This window comes from Pseudarthrobacter sp. MDT1-22 (genome assembly GCF_054511035.1).
Genome location: NZ_JBTNDK010000001.1, coordinates 138,809 through 155,187 on the forward strand (window position 1 = coordinate 138,809; position 16,379 = coordinate 155,187).

Sequence of the window (16,379 nt, forward strand, 5' to 3'; positions counted from 1 at the left end):
CGCTTTATCTACGCAAGGATTTCGCCAATGACGACGACAATGCAAGCAGCAGTAGTAACCGAATTCGGCAAGGATCTTCAGATCCAGACCCTCCCCATTCCCACCCCGGGCCGGGGCGAGGCGCTGGTCAAGGTCATCACCACCGGCGTCTGCCACACAGACCTCCACGCGGCAGCGGGCGACTGGCCGGTCAAGCCGACACCGCCGTTCATCCCCGGCCACGAAGGCGTGGGCGAAGTGGTTGCCCTGGGCGAAGGTGTCACCGACCTCGCCGTCGGCGACCTCGTCGGCAACGCCTGGCTCTGGTCCGCCTGCGGCGACTGCCAGTACTGCCGCACCGGCTGGGAGACACTCTGCGAGGTACAGAAGAACGCCGGCTACAGTGTGGACGGCTCCTTCGGGGAGTACATGCTCGTGGACACGCGCTTTGCCGCCCGCATCCCGGCGGGCTCGGACCCCGTTGAAGTCGCACCGGTGCTTTGCGCCGGCGTCACGGTCTACAAGGGCCTGAAGATGACCGAAGCCAGGCCCGGACAGTGGGTCACCATTTCCGGCATCGGCGGACTCGGGCACATTGCTGTCCAGTACGCAGTGGCGATGGGCCTGCGGGTAGCCGCCGTGGATATCGCGGACGACAAACTCGCCCTCGCCAAGAAGCACGGTGCGGAGCTGACCGTCAACGCGCTGCACGAAGATCCCGTCGAAGTTATCCAACGTGAAACCGGAGGTTGTCATGGAGTGCTTGTCACCGCAGTACACCCGTCTGCTTTCGGCCAGGCGATCGGCATGGCCCGCCGGGGCGGGACGATTGTGTTCAACGGCCTGCCGCCGGGCGACTTCCCGGCACCGATCTTCGAGATTGTGCTCAAGGGCCTGACCGTCCGCGGCTCGATCGTGGGAACCCGGCAGGACCTGGAGGAAGCCCTCGAGTTCTACGCGGAGGGCAAAATCCACCCCACGGTCTCCACCCGGGAGCTTTCCGAGGTCAACGCCGTTCTTGACGAGATGAAGCACGCCAAGATCGACGGCCGCGTCGTTATCAAGTACTGATGATGGAGGCGAGGCTTGACGCGGCGGTGACGCTGCCCGGGGAGGATATCTCCCGCGTGGCTCTCACCGCCGAGGCCCTGGGACTGCTCAGGAAGTTGTGGGGGCAGCACGGGCCCCTGATGTTCCACCAGTCCGGCGGCTGCTGCGACGGGTCCTCGCCTATGTGTTATCCGGCCGGGGAGTTCATCACCGCGGAAGCGGACGTCCTCCTGGGGCTGTTCGACATCGCCGGCGGCCTGGAGCCGCAGCCCCTCGAGTTCTGGATGTCCAGGGAGCAGTTCAACTACTGGAGCCACACCCATCTGACCGTGGACGTGGTCGAGGGCCGGGGGAGCGGGTTCTCGGTTGAGTCGCCGGAAGGCAAGCGGTTCCTGATCCGGTCAAAGCTGATGGACTGGCCGGTCTAGCAGTACGGTCCAACACGCAGCCAGCACCAAAGCACCAGCACCAAACACCAGTGCGAACGGACACTTGAGGCCCTCCCGGCGAGGGCCTCAAGTGTCTGTTCGCGCTTAACCGGGGCGGGCAGGGAGTCTCACCATGCGGGACAGATGTGAACGTCCAGTGGGTGGACGAGTATCGTTGATGGGTCTGTTTCCAACACAAATCAGGATTGTGGAACCTTATGAACCTTCTCCGGACCAAATCCATCGAGCAGTCCATCGCCGACGCCGATGAACCCGGACGCAAGCTCAAGCGGTCGCTCAGCAGCTGGGACCTGATGATCATGGGTGTCGCCGTCGCTGTCGGCGCCGGCATTTTCTCGGTCGGCGCCAAGGCTGCGGCCAACTTCTCCGGCCCCGCCGTGACGTTGTCCTTTGCCATTGCCGCCGTGACGTGTGCCCTGGCCATCATGTGCTACGCCGAGTTTGCCACCGCCATTCCGGTTGCCGGGTCGGCCTACGTCTTTACGTACGCCACCATGGGCGAGCTGCTGGCGTGGATCATCGGCTGGAACCTGATCCTGGAACTTTTCACCGCCGCGGCAGTGATCGCCAAGTACTGGGGCATCTACCTCAGCAAGGTGTTCGCGCTGATGGGGGCCGACGTGCCGCCAGCACTGTCTCTCGGCGGCGTGGACCTCTACTGGGGTGCGTTCCTGATCGTTGCCGTCTTCACCGTGCTCCTGGTGCTCGGCACCAAGCTCTCCGCCCGCGTGGGCAACGTCTTCACCCTGATCAAGATCGCCGTTGTGCTGTTTGTGATCGTAGTGGGCTTCACCTACGTGAAGTTCGAGAACTACACGCCGTTCGTGCCCGCCGCGGAACCTACCGCCGGCGGCTCCGCGGATGTTCTGAAGCAATCATTCTTCGGCTTCCTCACCGGTGCCGCGCCCGCCCAGTACGGCACGCTGGGCATCTTCGCCGGCGCGGCGCTGGTGTTCTTCGCCTTCATCGGCTTTGATGTCGTGGCCACGTCCGCGGAGGAAGTCAAGAACCCGCAGAAGACCCTGCCTCGCGGCATCTTCGGCGGCCTGGCCGTGGTGACGCTGCTCTACATCCTGGTGTCCCTCGCGCTCACCGGCATGGTGTCCTACACGGACCTCGCGGCAGCCGAGACTCCCACCCTCACCACCGCGTTCGAGGCCGTCGGCAACACCACCGCGGCCAAGGTCATCGCCTTCGGCTCCCTGATCGGCCTCACCACTGTCATCATGGTGCTGCTGATGGGGCTGTCCCGCGTGGTGCTGGCCATGAGCCGCGACGGACTGCTGCCCCGCGCGCTGTCCAAGACCAGCGAAAAGCGTTCGACGCCGGTCCGCCTCCAGATCATCTGCGGCGCCGCCGTAGCACTTGTGGCCGGCCTGACCAACGTGGACCTGCTGGAAGAAATGATCAACATCGGCACACTGTCGGCGTTTGTGGTTGTGAGCCTGGGCATCCTGGTGCTGCGCAAAAAGCGTCCGGACCTGAAGCCGTCCTTCCGCGTCCCGTTCGGCAAGGTCCTCCCGGTGGTTTCCGCCGTCCTGTGCCTGTACCTGATGACAAACCTCGCCGTGGAGACGTGGATCTTCTTCGCCGGCTGGCTGGTCATCGGCGTCGTGATCTACTTCGCCTACGGCCAGCGTCACTCCCGCCTGAACGAAAAGTTCGCCGAGGCCAAGTCCGCCGTGGACGCCACGGAATCCGGCGCGGACTCCGGCGCGGACGCCCGCCTTTCCGGCAGTGATGCCCCGGCCGACGACGAGGCACTCACCCGCACCTAGGCTGGGCGGCTGCAAAACTGCGCACAAGACGGAGGCACCCGGGCACCCTTTGGTGGCCGGGTGCCTCTTTCGTGCGTCCGCGATTTTGCTCTGTTGTGATTTTGCCGATAAGCCCTATTTAGGGCATCGGGTTCCCCCTGCGGGACGAGTCGGCACCCACCGGCCTCATGATCAAAGAGCACCGCACCATGGACCAGCTCAAGGTCTGGTCTACCGGTCCGGAAGCGCGGGGCTCCCGGCGGGCCCGGGAGGACACCCCGGCCGATCGGATTGCCAACGCCCGGCTGCTGCACCTCACGGGCATCACTCCCGCGCCGCGCTGTGGTCCGCCGACGAAGCCTGTGACGTTTTCCGGAACGTCATCGCCCAGGCAGACATCGTGTTCGCCGGGGACGACGAAGCCGCCATCGCGGTTGGGAAAGTCTGACGACTCCCTGGAGCTTGCCGGCCGGATCGCTGCCCTGGGGCGGGCCAGGCGGTCATCAAGCGCGGTGCCGCAGGCTGTGCCGCGGTGATGGACGGAGTGGAATACGCGCAGGATCAGTCCGCGTCAACGCCATCAACACAGTGGGGGCCGGCGACGCTTTTGTGGCAGGCTACATCTCGGACTTGCTGGCCGTGCCCCCGTCGTATGGGGAGCTATCCCATCTACAGGAAGTACGGCGTCACGGGGCCGCATGCCGGCCCACCCAGTCCACCAAGGGCCGCAGCTTGTCCCACAGCGCCTCGATTTCCTGCACCGCCGCCGGCGAATCCAGCCACTCCGGCTGGCCCAGTTCGATGCCGGCGGACAGCGACTTGTGCTTCAGCAGCTCCGCCCGGGGATGGTCCTTGTCGAAACCGCGCGGCACGGTCTTGAGTTTTTCGCCCTCCACGGCAAAGCCCGCGGCAGCCACGGTCTCCACGATGTGCCGCAGCGATTCGCCGGTGCCGGACGCATCCACGGAGTTTCGTAAGCGGGCCAGCTGGGCCGGCGTACTGGTGTGGCAGCCGCCGCCCACCAGGAGCCCGTCGGCGCTCACCTGGACGTAATAGCCCACGCCTTCCTGGGACGACGCGAACGCTCCCTGGGCAGTCTTGTAGGGCGATTTGTCCTGGGAGAACCTGATGTCCCGGTTGGGCCGGAAGATCTTGCCCGGCCCAAACCGCGGCTCCAGTTCGGCATAGAACGCGAATGCCCCTGCAGGGATGCCCTGGAATGTACTCATGCAGTGATCCTAGGGACCACCGGGCAGCCCGGCCATTGCGGCAGGCTCCTATGTGGAAACAAGAGCTGTGTGGAAACAAGAGCTGTGTGGAAACAAGAGCTGTGTGGAAACGAGACCGCCCCGCCACGCAAAACCGTGACGGGGCGGACGTTGCACCACAGGGGGCAGAGAAACTAGCCGATCTTGTTGGCAGCCTCGGCGTCGGAATCAGTGGAGCCCGCACCCAGGTTGGCGCGCAGCTTGGCGCCGAGTTCGGCGTCCACGTTGGTCCAGTACTGGATGGCGCGTTCCTTGATCTCGGCGTTCTTCACGCCGCCTACCGCACCGCTGATGGTGTCCAGCAGACGGGCCTTGGCGCCGTCGTCGAACACCTCGCGGTACAGGGTGCCGGCCTGGCCGAAGTCGCCGTCCTCGGCGTGCAGGGAGTGTGCGGAGAGCGTGAGCTCACCGTCGTTCTCCCAGCCGCCGGCCGGGGAAGCCGGCTCAACGGCAGCCGGGCCGTTGAAGGAGTTCGGCGCGTAAACCGGTACGGACGGGGCGTTGAAATGGTAACGCCCGGCGCCGTCCTGGCTGTAGTTGTTGACCTGGTTCTTCGGCTGGTTCACCGGGATCTGCGCGTGGTTGGTGCCCACGCGGTAGCGGTGTGCGTCGGCGTAGGAGAAGATACGGGCCTGCAGCATCTTGTCCGGGGAGGCGGCGATGCCCGGCACGAAGTTCGACGGCGCGAAGGTGGCCTGCTCGATCTGCGCGAAGTAGTTCTCCGGGTTCTTGTTCAGCTCCATGGTGCCCACGTGGATCAGCGGGTAGTCCGAGCGCGGCCACACCTTGGTGAGGTCGAACGGGTTGAAGCGGTAGCCCTTGGCGTCTTCGTACGGCATGACCTGGACGTGCAGTTCCCAGGACGGGAAGTTGCCCTCGGCGATGTTGTCCTGCAGGTCGCGGATGTAGAAGTCCGCGTCCGAGCCAGCCAGCTCTTCGGCCTGGTCGCCGGAGATGGTCTTGACGCCCTGGTTGGACTTGAAGTGGTACTTGACCCAGAAGCGCTCGCCCTCGGCATTGATCCACTGGTAGGTGTGCGAGCCGTAGCCCTGCATTTCACGCCAGGAGGCCGGCAGGCCGCGGTCGCCCATAAGCCAGGTCACCTGGTGTGCGGATTCCGGGGACAGGGTCCAGAAGTCCCACTGCATGTCCGCATCGCGCAGGTGCGTGCCCGGGAGGCGCTTCTGGGAGTGGATGAAGTCCGGGAACTTGATGCCGTCGCGGATGAAGAAGACGGGGGTGTTGTTGCCCACGAGGTCGTAGTTGCCCTCGGAGGTGTAGAACTTGACGGCGAAACCGCGGGGATCGCGCCAGGTGTCCGGGGAGCCGGCCTCGCCGGCAACCGAGGAGAAACGGATCAGCATCTCGGTCTCAACGCCCGGCTGCAGGAACGCGGCCTTGGTGTACTTGGAGATGTCCGAAGTGGCCTTGAACGTACCGAACGCGCCGCCGCCCTTGGCGTGCACTACGCGCTCCGGCACCCGCTCGCGGTTGAACTGGGCGAGCTTTTCGATCAGGTAGTGGTCCGTGAGGATAATGGCGCCGTCGGCACCGACGGACTGTGCGTGCGCGTCGGAAGTGACGGGCGCACCGGACTGGGTTGTAGAGATGTTCGCAGTCATTTTTCTCCTATTTCTCGATTACTTGGGACGTTCAGAAGGAAGTTTTTGGGACTCTTGGCAGTCCTGGCAGATGCCCTGGTACATCACGTCGGCAATCTGGATGGTCATCGGCTTGGAGTTCTCATCCCAGTGCGGGGTGAGGCAGGGTGCGTGCCCGACGGCGCATTCGACGTCCTCCACGCGGCCGCAGCTGATGCAGATGGCGTGGTGGTGGTTGTCACCGACGCGGGTCTCATACAGGGCCGGGGAATGCGGCGGCTCGAAGCGGCGCAGCATGTGCAGGTCGGTCAGGTCGCCGAGGACCACGTATACCGATTGCGCGGTCAGCTCCGGAAGTTCGGTGCGCGCGGCGGCCAGGATGCTCTCCGCGGGGGAGTGCGGATGATGTTCGACGGCGGTCAGCACGGCGAGCCGCTGTTTGGTCACCCGGCGGCCGTGGGCACGCAGGGCGGCAGCCCATGCATCGTGGCCGCCAAAGTGTTCCGTCATGTTTCTATTGAAGCACTTATTATGAGTCGATCACAATAAGGCTTGGCTTACCTCCGGCAGGTCCAGGAATTCCTGCATGGGGTTGCGGGATTCTCCTCCCGAGCGGCCCATGGCATGGACTTCCAGGCCGCCGGGTCCGGGTTCCGGCACCACGCAGCTCAGCCCGGTCACGCCGGGGCGGGTTGCCAGGCCCTCGACGACGGCGGCCAGCGCCAGCAGGTGGCCGGGTGTCAGGCCGGGACCGCCCGGCGCCGGCGGCAACGCCGGTGCGAGCACCGTGTGGTGCGCGCCGGCCTTGAATTTCGGGGTCCTGGCGGTGAGTTCCGGGAGCGTGCCGTCCGCCGGCGGGACGGGCTCCGCCGGGCGCGCATCAGCCAGCCGGCGCAGGGCGGCGCGGAGGCCGCCGTCGTACTCGCCAAGTTCTTCCGCTGCGGCCGGCACGCGGCGCTGAACGGGCAGGCGCAGCTGTTCGCCGGGCGTGACCGGCTCGGCGTCCCAGCGCCCGAAGACGTGGAACGTGGGCGTGGAGGATTCCGCTTCCGGTTCGCCGATGGCCGCTCCGATGGGGTGCCACTGGTGCGCAAACATAACGGTGCAGCGGCCGGCCCCCAGCACTTCGGCGAGGGCCTGCCGGGCAGTGTTGTGGCAGTGCAGCCAGTCGGTGGCGGAGCGGAGATCGAACGCCATGGCCGGATTCGTGAGCCTGATCAGGAGATGGCCGGCGTTCAGGGCGGTGCGGGGCCGGGCAAACTCCCAGCAAGCCGAGGCAAAAAGCAGCCGCCTGGAAACATGCATATGCCGACTCCTTTCCCCCGCCTGAGGATACCAAGCGTGTGACAGAACAGGACACTGATGCGCTATTAGGGTTGCAGGGTGGGGAAACTGCTGGCCGATATCACACCGCTCCGGGAGAGCCCGGCCTTCCGCCGGCTCTGGCTGGGTTCCGCCGTCTCGGCCGTGGGGAGCCAGCTCACGCTGGTGGCCGTGAGCCTGGAGGTGTACCGGCTCACGCAGGACAGTTTCTATGTGGGACTGCTGGGTGTGTTTGCGCTGGTGCCGCTGGTGTTCGGCGGCCTGCTGGGCGGCTCCATCGCCGACTCCCACAACCGCCGCACGGTGGCGCTCCTGGCAACGTCCGTCCTGTGGCTGACTACCGGCCTGATCGCGCTGCAGTCCTGGCTGCAGCTGGGAAACGTCTGGATTCTCTACCTCCTGGTGGCGCTGCAAAGCGGTGCCCAGGCCATCAACCAGCCGGCCCGCAGTGCCATCATCCCCACGCTCATTCGCAAGGAACTGCTTCCCGCGGCCAACGCGCTCAGCATGATGTCGTTCGGGCTGGCGTTGACGGTGGGACCCCTGCTGGCGGGGGTGCTGGTGGCGTGGGTGGGCTTTGGCTGGACGTACACCATCGACTTCATCAGCTTCGCTTTTGTGCTCTGGGCGGTCTTCAGGCTCCCGTCCATGCCGCCCTCGGGAAGCGCCGGGCGGGCCGGGATCCGGTCTGTCATCGAGGGGTTCCGGTTCCTGGGCACCCGGCCCAACCTGCGGATGACCTTCATCATCGACCTCGTGGCCATGATCCTGGCCCAGCCGCGCGCGCTGATGCCCGCCATCGGTGCGCTGATGATCGGCGGCGGCGAAACCACGGTGGGCATCCTGCTGGCCTCCAGCGCGGTGGGCGCGTTCCTGGCCGGCCTGTTTTCGGGGCCGCTCGGCCAGATCCGGTGGCAGGGGAGTGCCGTGGTGTGGTCAGTGATGGGCTGGGGTGCCTCGATTGCCGGCTTCGGTGTGGTGGTGCTCCTGGCAGGACGGACGGACGACGGCGGGGCCACAGTTTGGCTGGTCCCGGCGGCTTTGTGCTGCGCACTGGCCGGAATCGCAGACTCCATCAGTGCAGTCTTCCGCAACACCATCCTGCAGGCCGCTGCGCCGGACCACCTGCGCGGACGGCTCCAGGGGGTCTTCATTGTGGTGGTGGTCGGTGGGCCGCGCGTGGGTGACCTGCTGGCAGGCGGCGGGACTAAGATTCTCAGTGAGGGCTGGGTCCTGCTTCTGGGCGGGGTTTTGTGCATCGCGGTGGCCTGGCTGGCGGCACAGCTGCAGCCGGGCTTCCGGCAGTACGATGCCCGCGACCCGGTGCCATAGGGCCATGCCTTGTTGGGGCAACTTGGGGGGCAACCTGTTGGGGCAACTTTGTCAGGGCGACGTGGAGGAGTGGACGTGCACAAGCATTACAACGGCCTGAAAACTGCGGCGCTCTTCGGCGTCCTGTGGGCGGTGCTCCTGGGCCTGGGCGGACTGATCGGGATCAATACCCGCAGTTCAGCGCCCATCTGGATCATGGCCCTGATCGGCGTGGCCACCACCGCCTACGGCTACTGGAACAGCGACAAGATTGCCATCCGCTCCATGCAGGCCTACCCCGTCACGGAGGCCCAGGCGCCACAGCTCTACCAGATTGTCCGGGAGCTCTCCGTCCGGGCCAACCAGCCGATGCCCCGCATCTACCTCTCACCCACCATGAACCCGAACGCGTTCGCCACCGGCCGGAATCCCAAAAACGCCGCCGTGTGCTGCACCGAAGGGATCCTGCAGCTGCTGGATGCCCGCGAGCTGCGCGGGGTCCTGGGGCACGAGCTGATGCACGTGTACAACCGGGACATCCTCACGTCCTCGGTGGCAGCCGCGGTGGCCGGCGTCATCACATCCGTGGGCCAGATGCTGCTGTTCTTCGGCGGCGACCGGCGCACCTCCAACCCGCTGGCCATGCTGGCGATGGCCCTTTTGGCACCGTTTGCCGCCTCGCTCATCCAGCTGGCCATCTCCCGGACCCGCGAGTACGACGCCGACGAGGACGGTTCGCAGCTCACTGGCGATCCGCTGGCGCTCGCCTCAGCCCTACGCAAGATTGAGCAGGGGGTGCGGATCGCGCCGCTGCCGCAGGAGCAGAAGCTGGTCAACACCTCGCACCTGATGATCGCCAACCCGTTCCGCGGCGGGGCGATGACCAAGCTGTTCGCCACCCACCCGCCGATGAAGGAGCGGATCGCCCGGCTGGAACGGATTGCCGGCCGGCCGCTGAACTGAGGCTGACTGACCGACCCGGGCGCCGCCGTCGTACTTTCACCCGGGACACGCAAAAACGCCGGCGCTGCCCGTATTCCGGTAGCGCCGGCGTCTTTTGTCAGCGGCAGAATTTTTGCGCCTCGAAAACGAGGGCCTGGTCCGCTAGCTGCGGAAGTTGACGAACTGCAGGTCCGCCTCGTCAAAGTCCTTCAGCAGCGCCATGACGGACTGCAGGTCATCGCGGGACTTGGACGAGACGCGGAGTTCGTCGCCCTGGATCTGGGATTTGACGCCCTTGGGGCCCTCATCGCGGATCAGCTTGTTGATCTTCTTGGCCAGGTCCTGCTCGATGCCTTCCTTGATGGAGGCTTCGAGGCGGAATTCCTTGCCGGAGGGGTAAGGCTCGCCGGTGTCCAGGGACTTCAGGGAGATGCCGCGGCGGATCAGCTTGGACTGGAGGACGTCCAGCACGGCCAGGACGCGTTCCTCCGAGTTCGCCTTCATCAGGATCTTCTCGCCGCTGAATTCGACCTCGGCGCCGACGCCCTTGAAGTCGTAGCGCTGGACCAGTTCCTTCTGGGCCTGGTTCAGCGCGTTGGCCACTTCCTGCTTGTCCACTTTGCTTACGACGTCGAACGTTGACTCGCCTGCCATGATTCTCCTTGTGCCGGTGGTTGCCCTGACATTGGCTCTGCAGGGCGTGGATCTCTGCATTCCAGCCTAATACGGATGCCCCGGCCGTGGCTTGTTCCGCATTCACAGTTCCCTCACAGCGGACGCACTGCGGGAACGAAGCCGGACAGCGCAGAGTTGAACGAGTTGGAAGTAGGTCGAAGGGAAAGCCATGCAACACAACGCCGTCCGTTATGTCACGCGATCCACCGCCGCAGCCGCCGGCGCCGCCGCGACCTCAGTTGCCGCAGCAGCGATCGCTGCCTCCATCGTGTTCAGCCCGGTGCCGGACGCCTCGTCCCGCATGGACGGTGTGCACGCGGACTTGCTGCGGGCCGTCCAGCTGAACCAGATCACCGAGGAACAGGCCGTGAAGTTCGAGGCCAAGCTGGCCGGACGGATTCTCGGCGACGCCTGAGCCGCCGGGTTTTCCGCGGAATTGCGGGGCTTCTGGCGGTATTTCCAGGGGTCTGCAGCCTCGATTCGATGTTTCGGCAGAAGTTCTGTAAAGTTGTCTTGCCCGCGGTTACTGGAAGCGGAACGGCCCGGAAACGGACGTTCTGACCACTGCAGCCGGGGGTGATCTTCTTTTGAAGTTCGGCAGATTACCCGAGCGGCCAAAGGGGGCTGACTGTAAATCAGCTGGCAACGCCTACGGGGGTTCGAATCCCTCATCTGCCACCGCCCCGGATTCTAGGGGAATTTAGACCCGTTCGTATCTCTTCGGAGGTGCGGGCGGGTCTTTTTTACTTCCCGGTGATCATACTTGTGAGCACACCTTGGCTTTTCTTTGACATCGGCAGCAGTGAGGACGCACCTTCCGCGGCGTTGTGGGCGGCGTCTCCCACCATGTGCGCGTACAGGTCGCGGGTGATCTGGCTGTTGCTGTGTCCCATGGTCTTGGACACAATGGCCATGTCCTGCCCCGAGGCCAGCATTAGAGACGCGTGGAGGTGGCGGAGGTCATGGAAGCGCATGTGCGGGAGGCCCAGCTTCTCCACCATCAGCTCGAAGAGTTTGGACGGGTAGCCCGGGCGGAGCTGGCTGCCGTCCTCGTACGTGAACACGCGGCCCGAGTCCTGATAGGCGTCTCCTCATGCCTCGCGTTCCTGCCCCTGCTGGAACTGCCACGTCAGAAGAGCGGCGACGGCCCGGTCTGACAGTGCGACCACGCGGTCCTGTCCGGCATCCGTTTTGATTGTGCCCTCCACTACTTCCTTGCCTACCTGTACAAGCTGCACACAGACAACCAGGCGGCGGGCGGCAAGGTCTACGTCCTGCCAGCGGAGGCCGCACAGTTCACCGCGGCGCATACCGGAGAGGATGGCCACCTCAAACAGTGCGCCCAGCCGGTGCTCAGTGGCGGCGTCCAGGACGACCGCTCCACCTACTACTGGAAGCACGTCTACGAGCGGAACACCGAAGGACTCTACCTACCCAACGGCGCCTTCGCCTTAGCGGCAACCCTCGCCGGACTGCCGATGGACTGGTCCGCCTACAACCCCACCATCCACGCCCGGGAATCCCGCCACAACCCAATCGGGGCCCTCGTGACTAATCCCCGCCGATTCAAGGACACCGCGGCCAGCGTGCCCGAGTTCAGCGCCCTCATGAACGCCCAGGTCCGAGCCACGCTGCCATGCAACGGAGGGACCGAATGGATGGCCGAAGACCATCGTCTCCAGCAACGGGCAGCCGAGCTGTGCCGCCCGTGCGCCCTCCTGGTATTGTGCTGCACCTAGGTCATCACCGCTGGGGAAAGAACCGGCATCTGGGGCCAACATCTGGTCTCTGTTCATCTGGCCCTGGCTTCCTGCCGACGGGTCGAGGGCATGCTGACGCCGCCCTGTTAATAACAAAGCCGAGTCACCGGCGGCGCGCACAACGCTGCTGACGCCACATCAGGGAAGCAAGGCGGCCGCCTCAGCAAGAGACCGACGCAACCACAGGGCGTAGTTGGTGGAGATGTGCTGAGCATCCTTATGGGTTGCATATCCCGCGACAACCGCGGGACAGACATCCTCCGCGCACAACCACGGAACAACGTCCACGTAATCCGCGCCACCGGCCTCGGCGACGCGCTTCTCCATCTCATTGTGTTCGGTGTCCACCGCGTAACTCCGCTGAGTGTGGCAGCGACGGACGTCGTCGGAATTCGATGTGACGCAGTCCTCGGGATCCTGTTCCGAGTACGCGATGTCCCCGATCACGACCACACGATCACTTATCGCGCTCAATGACTTTATGGTCGAGGCGAGACCCTCCTCCCAGGCGGCCTCCGTGTTTTCTTTGTCAGGGCGCCCATCCTTCTCAAGCCAAGTACCCTGGCGCTGACCCGAGATGAGGACGACGCTCGGGTGAAGTGCCTCGATCTTCGCCAGCGAGTCAGCACGGAATGCCTTGCACTCGGGATAATCACCCTTGCGCTTCGCGTTGTAGACCGAAAAGTCGGCTGGCGGACACGAGAACATCGAAAAGACTTCGAAGCGCCGCCCAAGTTCAGTGGCTGTCACGCCGAGCGGACTTTCCCACATCTGAGCGTGCGAGTCGCCATAAACCACCACTGTCTCGCCGCCGCTGGCGTCACCATAACTGCATGTGACTTTACCTGTTGGGGCATCAAGGCCCCTTATACAGGCATGTTGGTTGAAGAGGAATCTCCCAACAGGCGGCTCCGGCGGCCACCCTGCGACGTTTACGCTGTCAGCCACGGCCTTTGCCACTTCGTCAGCCGTCGGTAGGTCACTGCCAGGGGCAACTGCAAAATCGCCTACTTTGTCTGTGGGGGAAGGCTTGGGCAGGATCGACACCAGATTGCTCGTGAGGACAAGTGATAGCGCCACCAGTGCGGCGCCGAAAGCCACGCTGACTGACGGCCGGCGGGCCTTGAGCCAGTTGGAGTTCCGTACGGGCAATTCCACATACTTGAAGGTAACGACAGACAAGGCCAGCGCCACACCGACAAAGGCAAGCTTGGTGGTCATCGCCAGTTCGGTCCCGAGCGATGCCGCGGGGAGGATCAGCACGGGCCAGTGCCACAGGTACAGGGAATAAGAGAGCTTGCCAAGCCATTGCAGAGGTCGACACTGCAGGAGCACTTCGGCTCCTCGCTTCGGTGTGATTGTCCCGCCGATTATCACAAGAACCGTTCCGCCAACCGGAAGAATAGCAGCGGACCCTGGGTACCTGGTGTACTCGTCCAGCGTGAGCGCTGCTGCCGCAATCGCGATGAGTCCAGACACACTCGTAACGGCAGCAAGAAAAACCGGCAGCCGCATGATCGTCGGTGTGAGCACGGCAAGAATTGCGCCAGCCGCAAGTTCCCAAGTCCTCGTCAAGGGAGAGAAGTAGGCCGCACTCGCGTTCTCCGTCGTCGCGTACACCGACCACGTAAGGGAGACTGCAATCGTGACAGCGAGGAGAACCGTCAGTCGCGTGCGTAGCGGAACTCTCCATCCGATCGCAGCGACCGCCATCATTAAGGCTGGCCATAACAGGTAGAACTGCTCTTCGATGGCCAGTGACCAATAGTGCTGTAACGGGGATGGAGAAAGGTCGCTGGCCCAGTAGTCCGTCCCTTGTGAGGTTTCGCGAAAATTGCTGGCGAAAAGCGCGGCCCATTGCCCGTCTTCGGCGGTTCGAGCAGCACTCGTACCGCCGATCAAAGCGAAGGATGAGACTACTGTGACGGCGAGGACAAGAGTCGCGGCAGGCAGGATTCGCCGAGCCCGTCGTGCATAGAACCACAAGAGGGAGATCCGCCTACCCCGTTCAGCTTCTTTGAGCAGGAGGCCGGTGATGAGGAAGCCGGAGACCACGAAGAAGACGTCGACACCGACGTAGCCTCCTTGCAGCGCCGGCACGCCTACATGGTCCAGCACGACCAGTAGAACTGCGATCGCGCGAAGACCCTCTATGTCCGGACGGAACGTGCGTGGAACGGATGAAGAGCGATCGGCTCCCTTCGTGGCACGCTTACTCGTTAGCAGACGGCGTCGGGGTTTACGCGCGTCAAGGTGGTTTCCATTGAGCAATCCACTGGCCAGATGCATCATGTCGCCCCTTTGGCCCGACGTCTCTTACCGGCTCGTGCGGCCGACAGTAGCGCTCTTTGCGGCCAGAATCAATGCATTTCCCCGAAGATAGGCGTGCGGTCGTGAAGTGGGCAAAAATTCTTGACCTCGCCCGGCAATTTTCTCAGAAATCGGGCGCCTCCAGCTTGATGCTGACCCGACTTGCTCCCTCGATCGGCGTCGAAAGTCCGCTTCAATCCGCGCTGCTGCGGGCGTAAATACCAGTACGCTCACCCGCCCCGTGGACCGGACCCACTGAGTCCCGGTCCCTTATCGTCTGACCTATGGAAATCGTGAGCAAGTCATAAACAGTGTTCGTCGCTTGGCATCGGGAGCAACTCTTATCTCAGCCCTCGCAGCCGTCGGAGTAACCGGGTCGTCGGCGCCACCCGGAGACGCGGTTGCCAAGGGTCAGGAAGCGCAAACGCAGATCTGCGGCGGCAGCATTCAGGGGAACAGCGTTCTTACCGCGGCTCTCGCGGGCGCTGTGCAAGGGAGCAACCTCAGCCCATTGGCTCCTAATTGCAGCTGCGGCAACAAATGTCCCTTAGGGAATCCGCCAGCAAGCTGCGGACCTGGAGAGAAACGCTGCAAGGAAACCGCGTCCTGCAACTTCAATATCTCGTGCGACGGAATCGTCGTTGCGTGCTCAGCGAAGGTGCGAGTCGAGTACCTGAGCGAACGGCGGAAACCGCTGAGTCTGATACCTCGACCGGCCCGTCGTGGCTCCGCTACGACATTGGCATAGAGCCGACCCTGTCGCCAGAGTCAATTGCCATCATCGATGGGGTTATCTCCTACCTGTGCAGCGTCGTGGAGCAAGGAGCACCCAGAGCGGAATGGCGGGTCGGCTACAACCGGATCAAGTCCTACATCTGGCAGAACCACCCAGTGCTCGTGCACGACAACCAGGAGGTTCCACTGGCTGACCTGGTTCCAGGCCTTGCCCGAGGACAAGCCAGCGGGCGGCTCCCCTCAGATGATGACAGGCTGGCTCGCATGGCCGCCGCCGCCATCAAGCAGCTGAACGGTAATGACGAGGAAACAGTCGTTGAGGACGAACCGCTTATCGAGGTCGAGGACCTAGGCGAAGACGCACTCTGCGGGCGGGAGCTTGAGGTGTCTTTGCGGGAGGACATCGCCAACGAGTACTCCCGGGAGGTGGACCGGCTGGTCAGAACCCTCGCGAAGGAGGACGGGATCACCGGCGTCGTCCGCGAAGACCGCGAAGTACTCCTCGTTGCCACACCCAGCTGGGACACTGCGCAGCTTCAAGAATGGCTCACCCGATATATCGAAACCAATATCCTTAACTAGCGGCACTCTTTGGCGCGGGTGCAGGGGAGTTGACCACTCGAGGGGGAGCCTTGGCGGGCAGGCGGGCAGGCGGGAAACAGGGGAGAAACCGTCGTCGACATCAGCCTTGGCCCCGGCGTAGGCTGGCAACATCGGCGCACGTGCCCCCGATGCCCTGTGTCGATACATCAATCGATGAAGGAGAACCAATGAGCGTTGTACGTGAATTTATGACCACGGATGCACAGTGTATTAAGGAGCATCAGTCCCTCGCAGATGCCGCCCGGATGATGATGGATCTGGACTGCGGATCGCTGCCGATCTGCGGCGATGACGGCAAGTTGAAGGGCATGATCACCGACCGCGACATCGTGCTCAAGTGCGTTGCTGCCGGCCGCGATCCACGCGAGATGCTGGCCCGCGACCTCGCCACAGGCAGCCCTCACTGGGTTGACGCCGATGCCAATGTTGATGCCGCCATCGACATCATGGAAAGGCACCAAATCCGGCGGCTCCCGGTCATCGCCGACCATAAGTTGGTCGGCATCATCAGCCAGGGCGACATCGCGCGCAACTACAGCGAGGAGCGCGTGGGCGAACTGGTGGAGCACATTTCGGAACGCCACCCGATGTCTGCGTAGTCAGACAAATTCCCGCA

General features: G+C 64.0%; 17 protein-coding genes, 1 tRNA gene and 1 pseudogene. 12 read left to right on the top strand and 7 right to left on the bottom strand.

Annotation, left to right across the window (positions count from 1 at the left end; all coding sequences use genetic code 11):
- Positions 1 to 27: 27 nt before the first annotated feature.
- From adhP to ACX80M_RS00680, 4 genes are all read left to right on the top strand, one after another.
- Entirely contained in the window at positions 28 to 1,050 is a 1,023-nt protein-coding gene (adhP, locus tag ACX80M_RS00665; RefSeq protein ID WP_210412322.1) for an alcohol dehydrogenase AdhP, read from the top strand.
- The gene (locus ACX80M_RS00670) at positions 1,050 to 1,457 is read left to right on the top strand and encodes a DUF779 domain-containing protein (RefSeq protein WP_252608441.1); all 408 of its coding nucleotides are present in this window, start codon (positions 1,050 to 1,052) and stop codon (positions 1,455 to 1,457) included. Before adhP ends, ACX80M_RS00670 begins: the two co-directional genes overlap by 1 nt.
- Before the next feature lie 218 nt (positions 1,458 to 1,675).
- The gene (locus ACX80M_RS00675; protein WP_252613854.1) at positions 1,676 to 3,256 is read left to right on the top strand and encodes an APC family permease; all 1,581 of its coding nucleotides are present in this window, start codon (positions 1,676 to 1,678) and stop codon (positions 3,254 to 3,256) included.
- 167 nt (positions 3,257 to 3,423) lie between these two features.
- The gene (locus ACX80M_RS00680) at positions 3,424 to 3,771 is read left to right on the top strand and encodes a hypothetical protein (protein WP_459308304.1); all 348 of its coding nucleotides are present in this window, start codon (positions 3,424 to 3,426) and stop codon (positions 3,769 to 3,771) included.
- A 150-nt stretch (positions 3,772 to 3,921) separates the two neighbouring features.
- Here ACX80M_RS00680 and ACX80M_RS00685 read toward each other — a convergent pair whose 3' ends face one another.
- The 4 genes from ACX80M_RS00685 to ACX80M_RS00700 form a co-directional block, all read right to left on the bottom strand.
- Positions 3,922 to 4,464, bottom strand: coding sequence for a DUF2461 domain-containing protein (locus ACX80M_RS00685; RefSeq protein ID WP_459308306.1), 543 nt, complete (start codon positions 4,462 to 4,464; stop codon positions 3,922 to 3,924).
- A 173-nt stretch (positions 4,465 to 4,637) separates the two neighbouring features.
- Positions 4,638 to 6,125 carry a catalase gene (locus ACX80M_RS00690; protein ID WP_459308308.1) on the bottom strand — a complete coding sequence of 496 codons (1,488 nt, stop codon included), beginning with the start codon at positions 6,123 to 6,125 and terminating at the stop codon, positions 4,638 to 4,640.
- 18 nt (positions 6,126 to 6,143) lie between these two features.
- The gene (locus tag ACX80M_RS00695) at positions 6,144 to 6,614 is read right to left on the bottom strand and encodes a Fur family transcriptional regulator (protein WP_252598495.1); all 471 of its coding nucleotides are present in this window, start codon (positions 6,612 to 6,614) and stop codon (positions 6,144 to 6,146) included.
- A 30-nt stretch (positions 6,615 to 6,644) separates the two neighbouring features.
- Positions 6,645 to 7,409, bottom strand: a complete 765-nt coding sequence (locus tag ACX80M_RS00700) for a hypothetical protein (protein ID WP_459308310.1) — start codon at positions 7,407 to 7,409, stop codon at positions 6,645 to 6,647.
- A 78-nt stretch (positions 7,410 to 7,487) separates the two neighbouring features.
- Between ACX80M_RS00700 and ACX80M_RS00705 the strand changes: the two genes are divergently transcribed.
- Both ACX80M_RS00705 and htpX read left to right on the top strand, forming a co-directional pair.
- Positions 7,488 to 8,759, top strand: a complete 1,272-nt coding sequence (locus ACX80M_RS00705; RefSeq protein ID WP_459308312.1) for an MFS transporter — start codon at positions 7,488 to 7,490, stop codon at positions 8,757 to 8,759.
- A 75-nt stretch (positions 8,760 to 8,834) separates the two neighbouring features.
- Complete coding sequence (gene htpX / locus ACX80M_RS00710; RefSeq protein WP_252613859.1) at positions 8,835 to 9,701, top strand: zinc metalloprotease HtpX; 867 nt, start codon at positions 8,835 to 8,837, stop codon at positions 9,699 to 9,701.
- A gap of 141 nt (positions 9,702 to 9,842) precedes the next feature.
- On the opposite strand, the gene ACX80M_RS00715 is transcribed toward htpX, so the two are convergent.
- Complete coding sequence (locus ACX80M_RS00715) at positions 9,843 to 10,334, bottom strand: YajQ family cyclic di-GMP-binding protein (protein WP_104061835.1); 492 nt, start codon at positions 10,332 to 10,334, stop codon at positions 9,843 to 9,845.
- 190 nt (positions 10,335 to 10,524) lie between these two features.
- Here ACX80M_RS00715 and ACX80M_RS00720 point away from each other — a divergent pair, with 190 nt between their 5' ends.
- A complete protein-coding gene (locus tag ACX80M_RS00720; RefSeq protein ID WP_459308315.1) occupies positions 10,525 to 10,770 on the top strand; it encodes a hypothetical protein in 246 nt (81 codons plus the stop codon).
- 181 nt (positions 10,771 to 10,951) lie between these two features.
- A tRNA-Tyr gene (locus ACX80M_RS00725) sits at positions 10,952 to 11,033 on the top strand.
- A 65-nt stretch (positions 11,034 to 11,098) separates the two neighbouring features.
- On the opposite strand, the pseudogene ACX80M_RS00730 reads toward ACX80M_RS00725, so the two are convergent.
- Positions 11,099 to 11,665: pseudogene (locus ACX80M_RS00730) on the bottom strand (site-specific integrase).
- Positions 11,666 to 11,704: 39 nt separating this feature from the next.
- On the opposite strand from ACX80M_RS00730, the gene ACX80M_RS00735 reads away from it, so the two are divergent.
- Positions 11,705 to 12,094, top strand: coding sequence for a hypothetical protein (locus tag ACX80M_RS00735; RefSeq protein ID WP_104061838.1), 390 nt, complete (start codon positions 11,705 to 11,707; stop codon positions 12,092 to 12,094).
- A gap of 159 nt (positions 12,095 to 12,253) precedes the next feature.
- On the opposite strand, the gene ACX80M_RS00740 is transcribed toward ACX80M_RS00735, so the two are convergent.
- On the bottom strand, positions 12,254 to 14,407 hold the full coding sequence (locus tag ACX80M_RS00740; RefSeq protein ID WP_459308317.1) for an acyltransferase family protein: 2,154 nt from the start codon (positions 14,405 to 14,407) through the stop codon (positions 12,254 to 12,256).
- Positions 14,408 to 14,508: 101 nt separating this feature from the next.
- Here ACX80M_RS00740 and ACX80M_RS00745 point away from each other — a divergent pair, with 101 nt between their 5' ends.
- The 3 genes from ACX80M_RS00745 to ACX80M_RS00755 all read left to right on the top strand — a co-directional run bounded on the left by ACX80M_RS00745 (position 14,509) and on the right by ACX80M_RS00755 (position 16,362).
- Entirely contained in the window at positions 14,509 to 14,643 is a 135-nt protein-coding gene (locus ACX80M_RS00745) for a hypothetical protein (protein WP_256470806.1), read from the top strand.
- 427 nt (positions 14,644 to 15,070) lie between these two features.
- Complete coding sequence (locus ACX80M_RS00750; protein WP_459308319.1) at positions 15,071 to 15,742, top strand: hypothetical protein; 672 nt, start codon at positions 15,071 to 15,073, stop codon at positions 15,740 to 15,742.
- A 188-nt stretch (positions 15,743 to 15,930) separates the two neighbouring features.
- Complete coding sequence (locus tag ACX80M_RS00755; protein WP_252598489.1) at positions 15,931 to 16,362, top strand: CBS domain-containing protein; 432 nt, start codon at positions 15,931 to 15,933, stop codon at positions 16,360 to 16,362.
- Positions 16,363 to 16,379: the final 17 nt, after the last annotated feature.

Bases quoted from the DNA above. Each gene is read 5' to 3' on its own strand.
- adhP (WP_210412322.1), top strand. From the start codon at position 28: ATGACGACGACAATGCAAGCAGCAGTAGTAACCGAATTCGGCAAGGAT.
- ACX80M_RS00695 (WP_252598495.1), bottom strand. From the start codon at position 6,614: ATGACGGAACACTTTGGCGGCCACGATGCATGGGCTGCCGCCCTGCGT.
- ACX80M_RS00680 (WP_459308304.1), top strand. From the start codon at position 3,424: ATGATCAAAGAGCACCGCACCATGGACCAGCTCAAGGTCTGGTCTACC.
- ACX80M_RS00700 (WP_459308310.1), bottom strand. From the start codon at position 7,409: ATGCATGTTTCCAGGCGGCTGCTTTTTGCCTCGGCTTGCTGGGAGTTT.
- ACX80M_RS00670 (WP_252608441.1), top strand. From the start codon at position 1,050: ATGATGGAGGCGAGGCTTGACGCGGCGGTGACGCTGCCCGGGGAGGAT.
- ACX80M_RS00685 (WP_459308306.1), bottom strand. From the start codon at position 4,464: ATGAGTACATTCCAGGGCATCCCTGCAGGGGCATTCGCGTTCTATGCC.
- ACX80M_RS00755 (WP_252598489.1), top strand. From the start codon at position 15,931: ATGAGCGTTGTACGTGAATTTATGACCACGGATGCACAGTGTATTAAG.
- ACX80M_RS00715 (WP_104061835.1), bottom strand. From the start codon at position 10,334: ATGGCAGGCGAGTCAACGTTCGACGTCGTAAGCAAAGTGGACAAGCAG.
- ACX80M_RS00740 (WP_459308317.1), bottom strand. From the start codon at position 14,407: ATGATGCATCTGGCCAGTGGATTGCTCAATGGAAACCACCTTGACGCG.
- ACX80M_RS00675 (WP_252613854.1), top strand. From the start codon at position 1,676: ATGAACCTTCTCCGGACCAAATCCATCGAGCAGTCCATCGCCGACGCC.
- ACX80M_RS00690 (WP_459308308.1), bottom strand. From the start codon at position 6,125: ATGACTGCGAACATCTCTACAACCCAGTCCGGTGCGCCCGTCACTTCC.
- ACX80M_RS00720 (WP_459308315.1), top strand. From the start codon at position 10,525: ATGCAACACAACGCCGTCCGTTATGTCACGCGATCCACCGCCGCAGCC.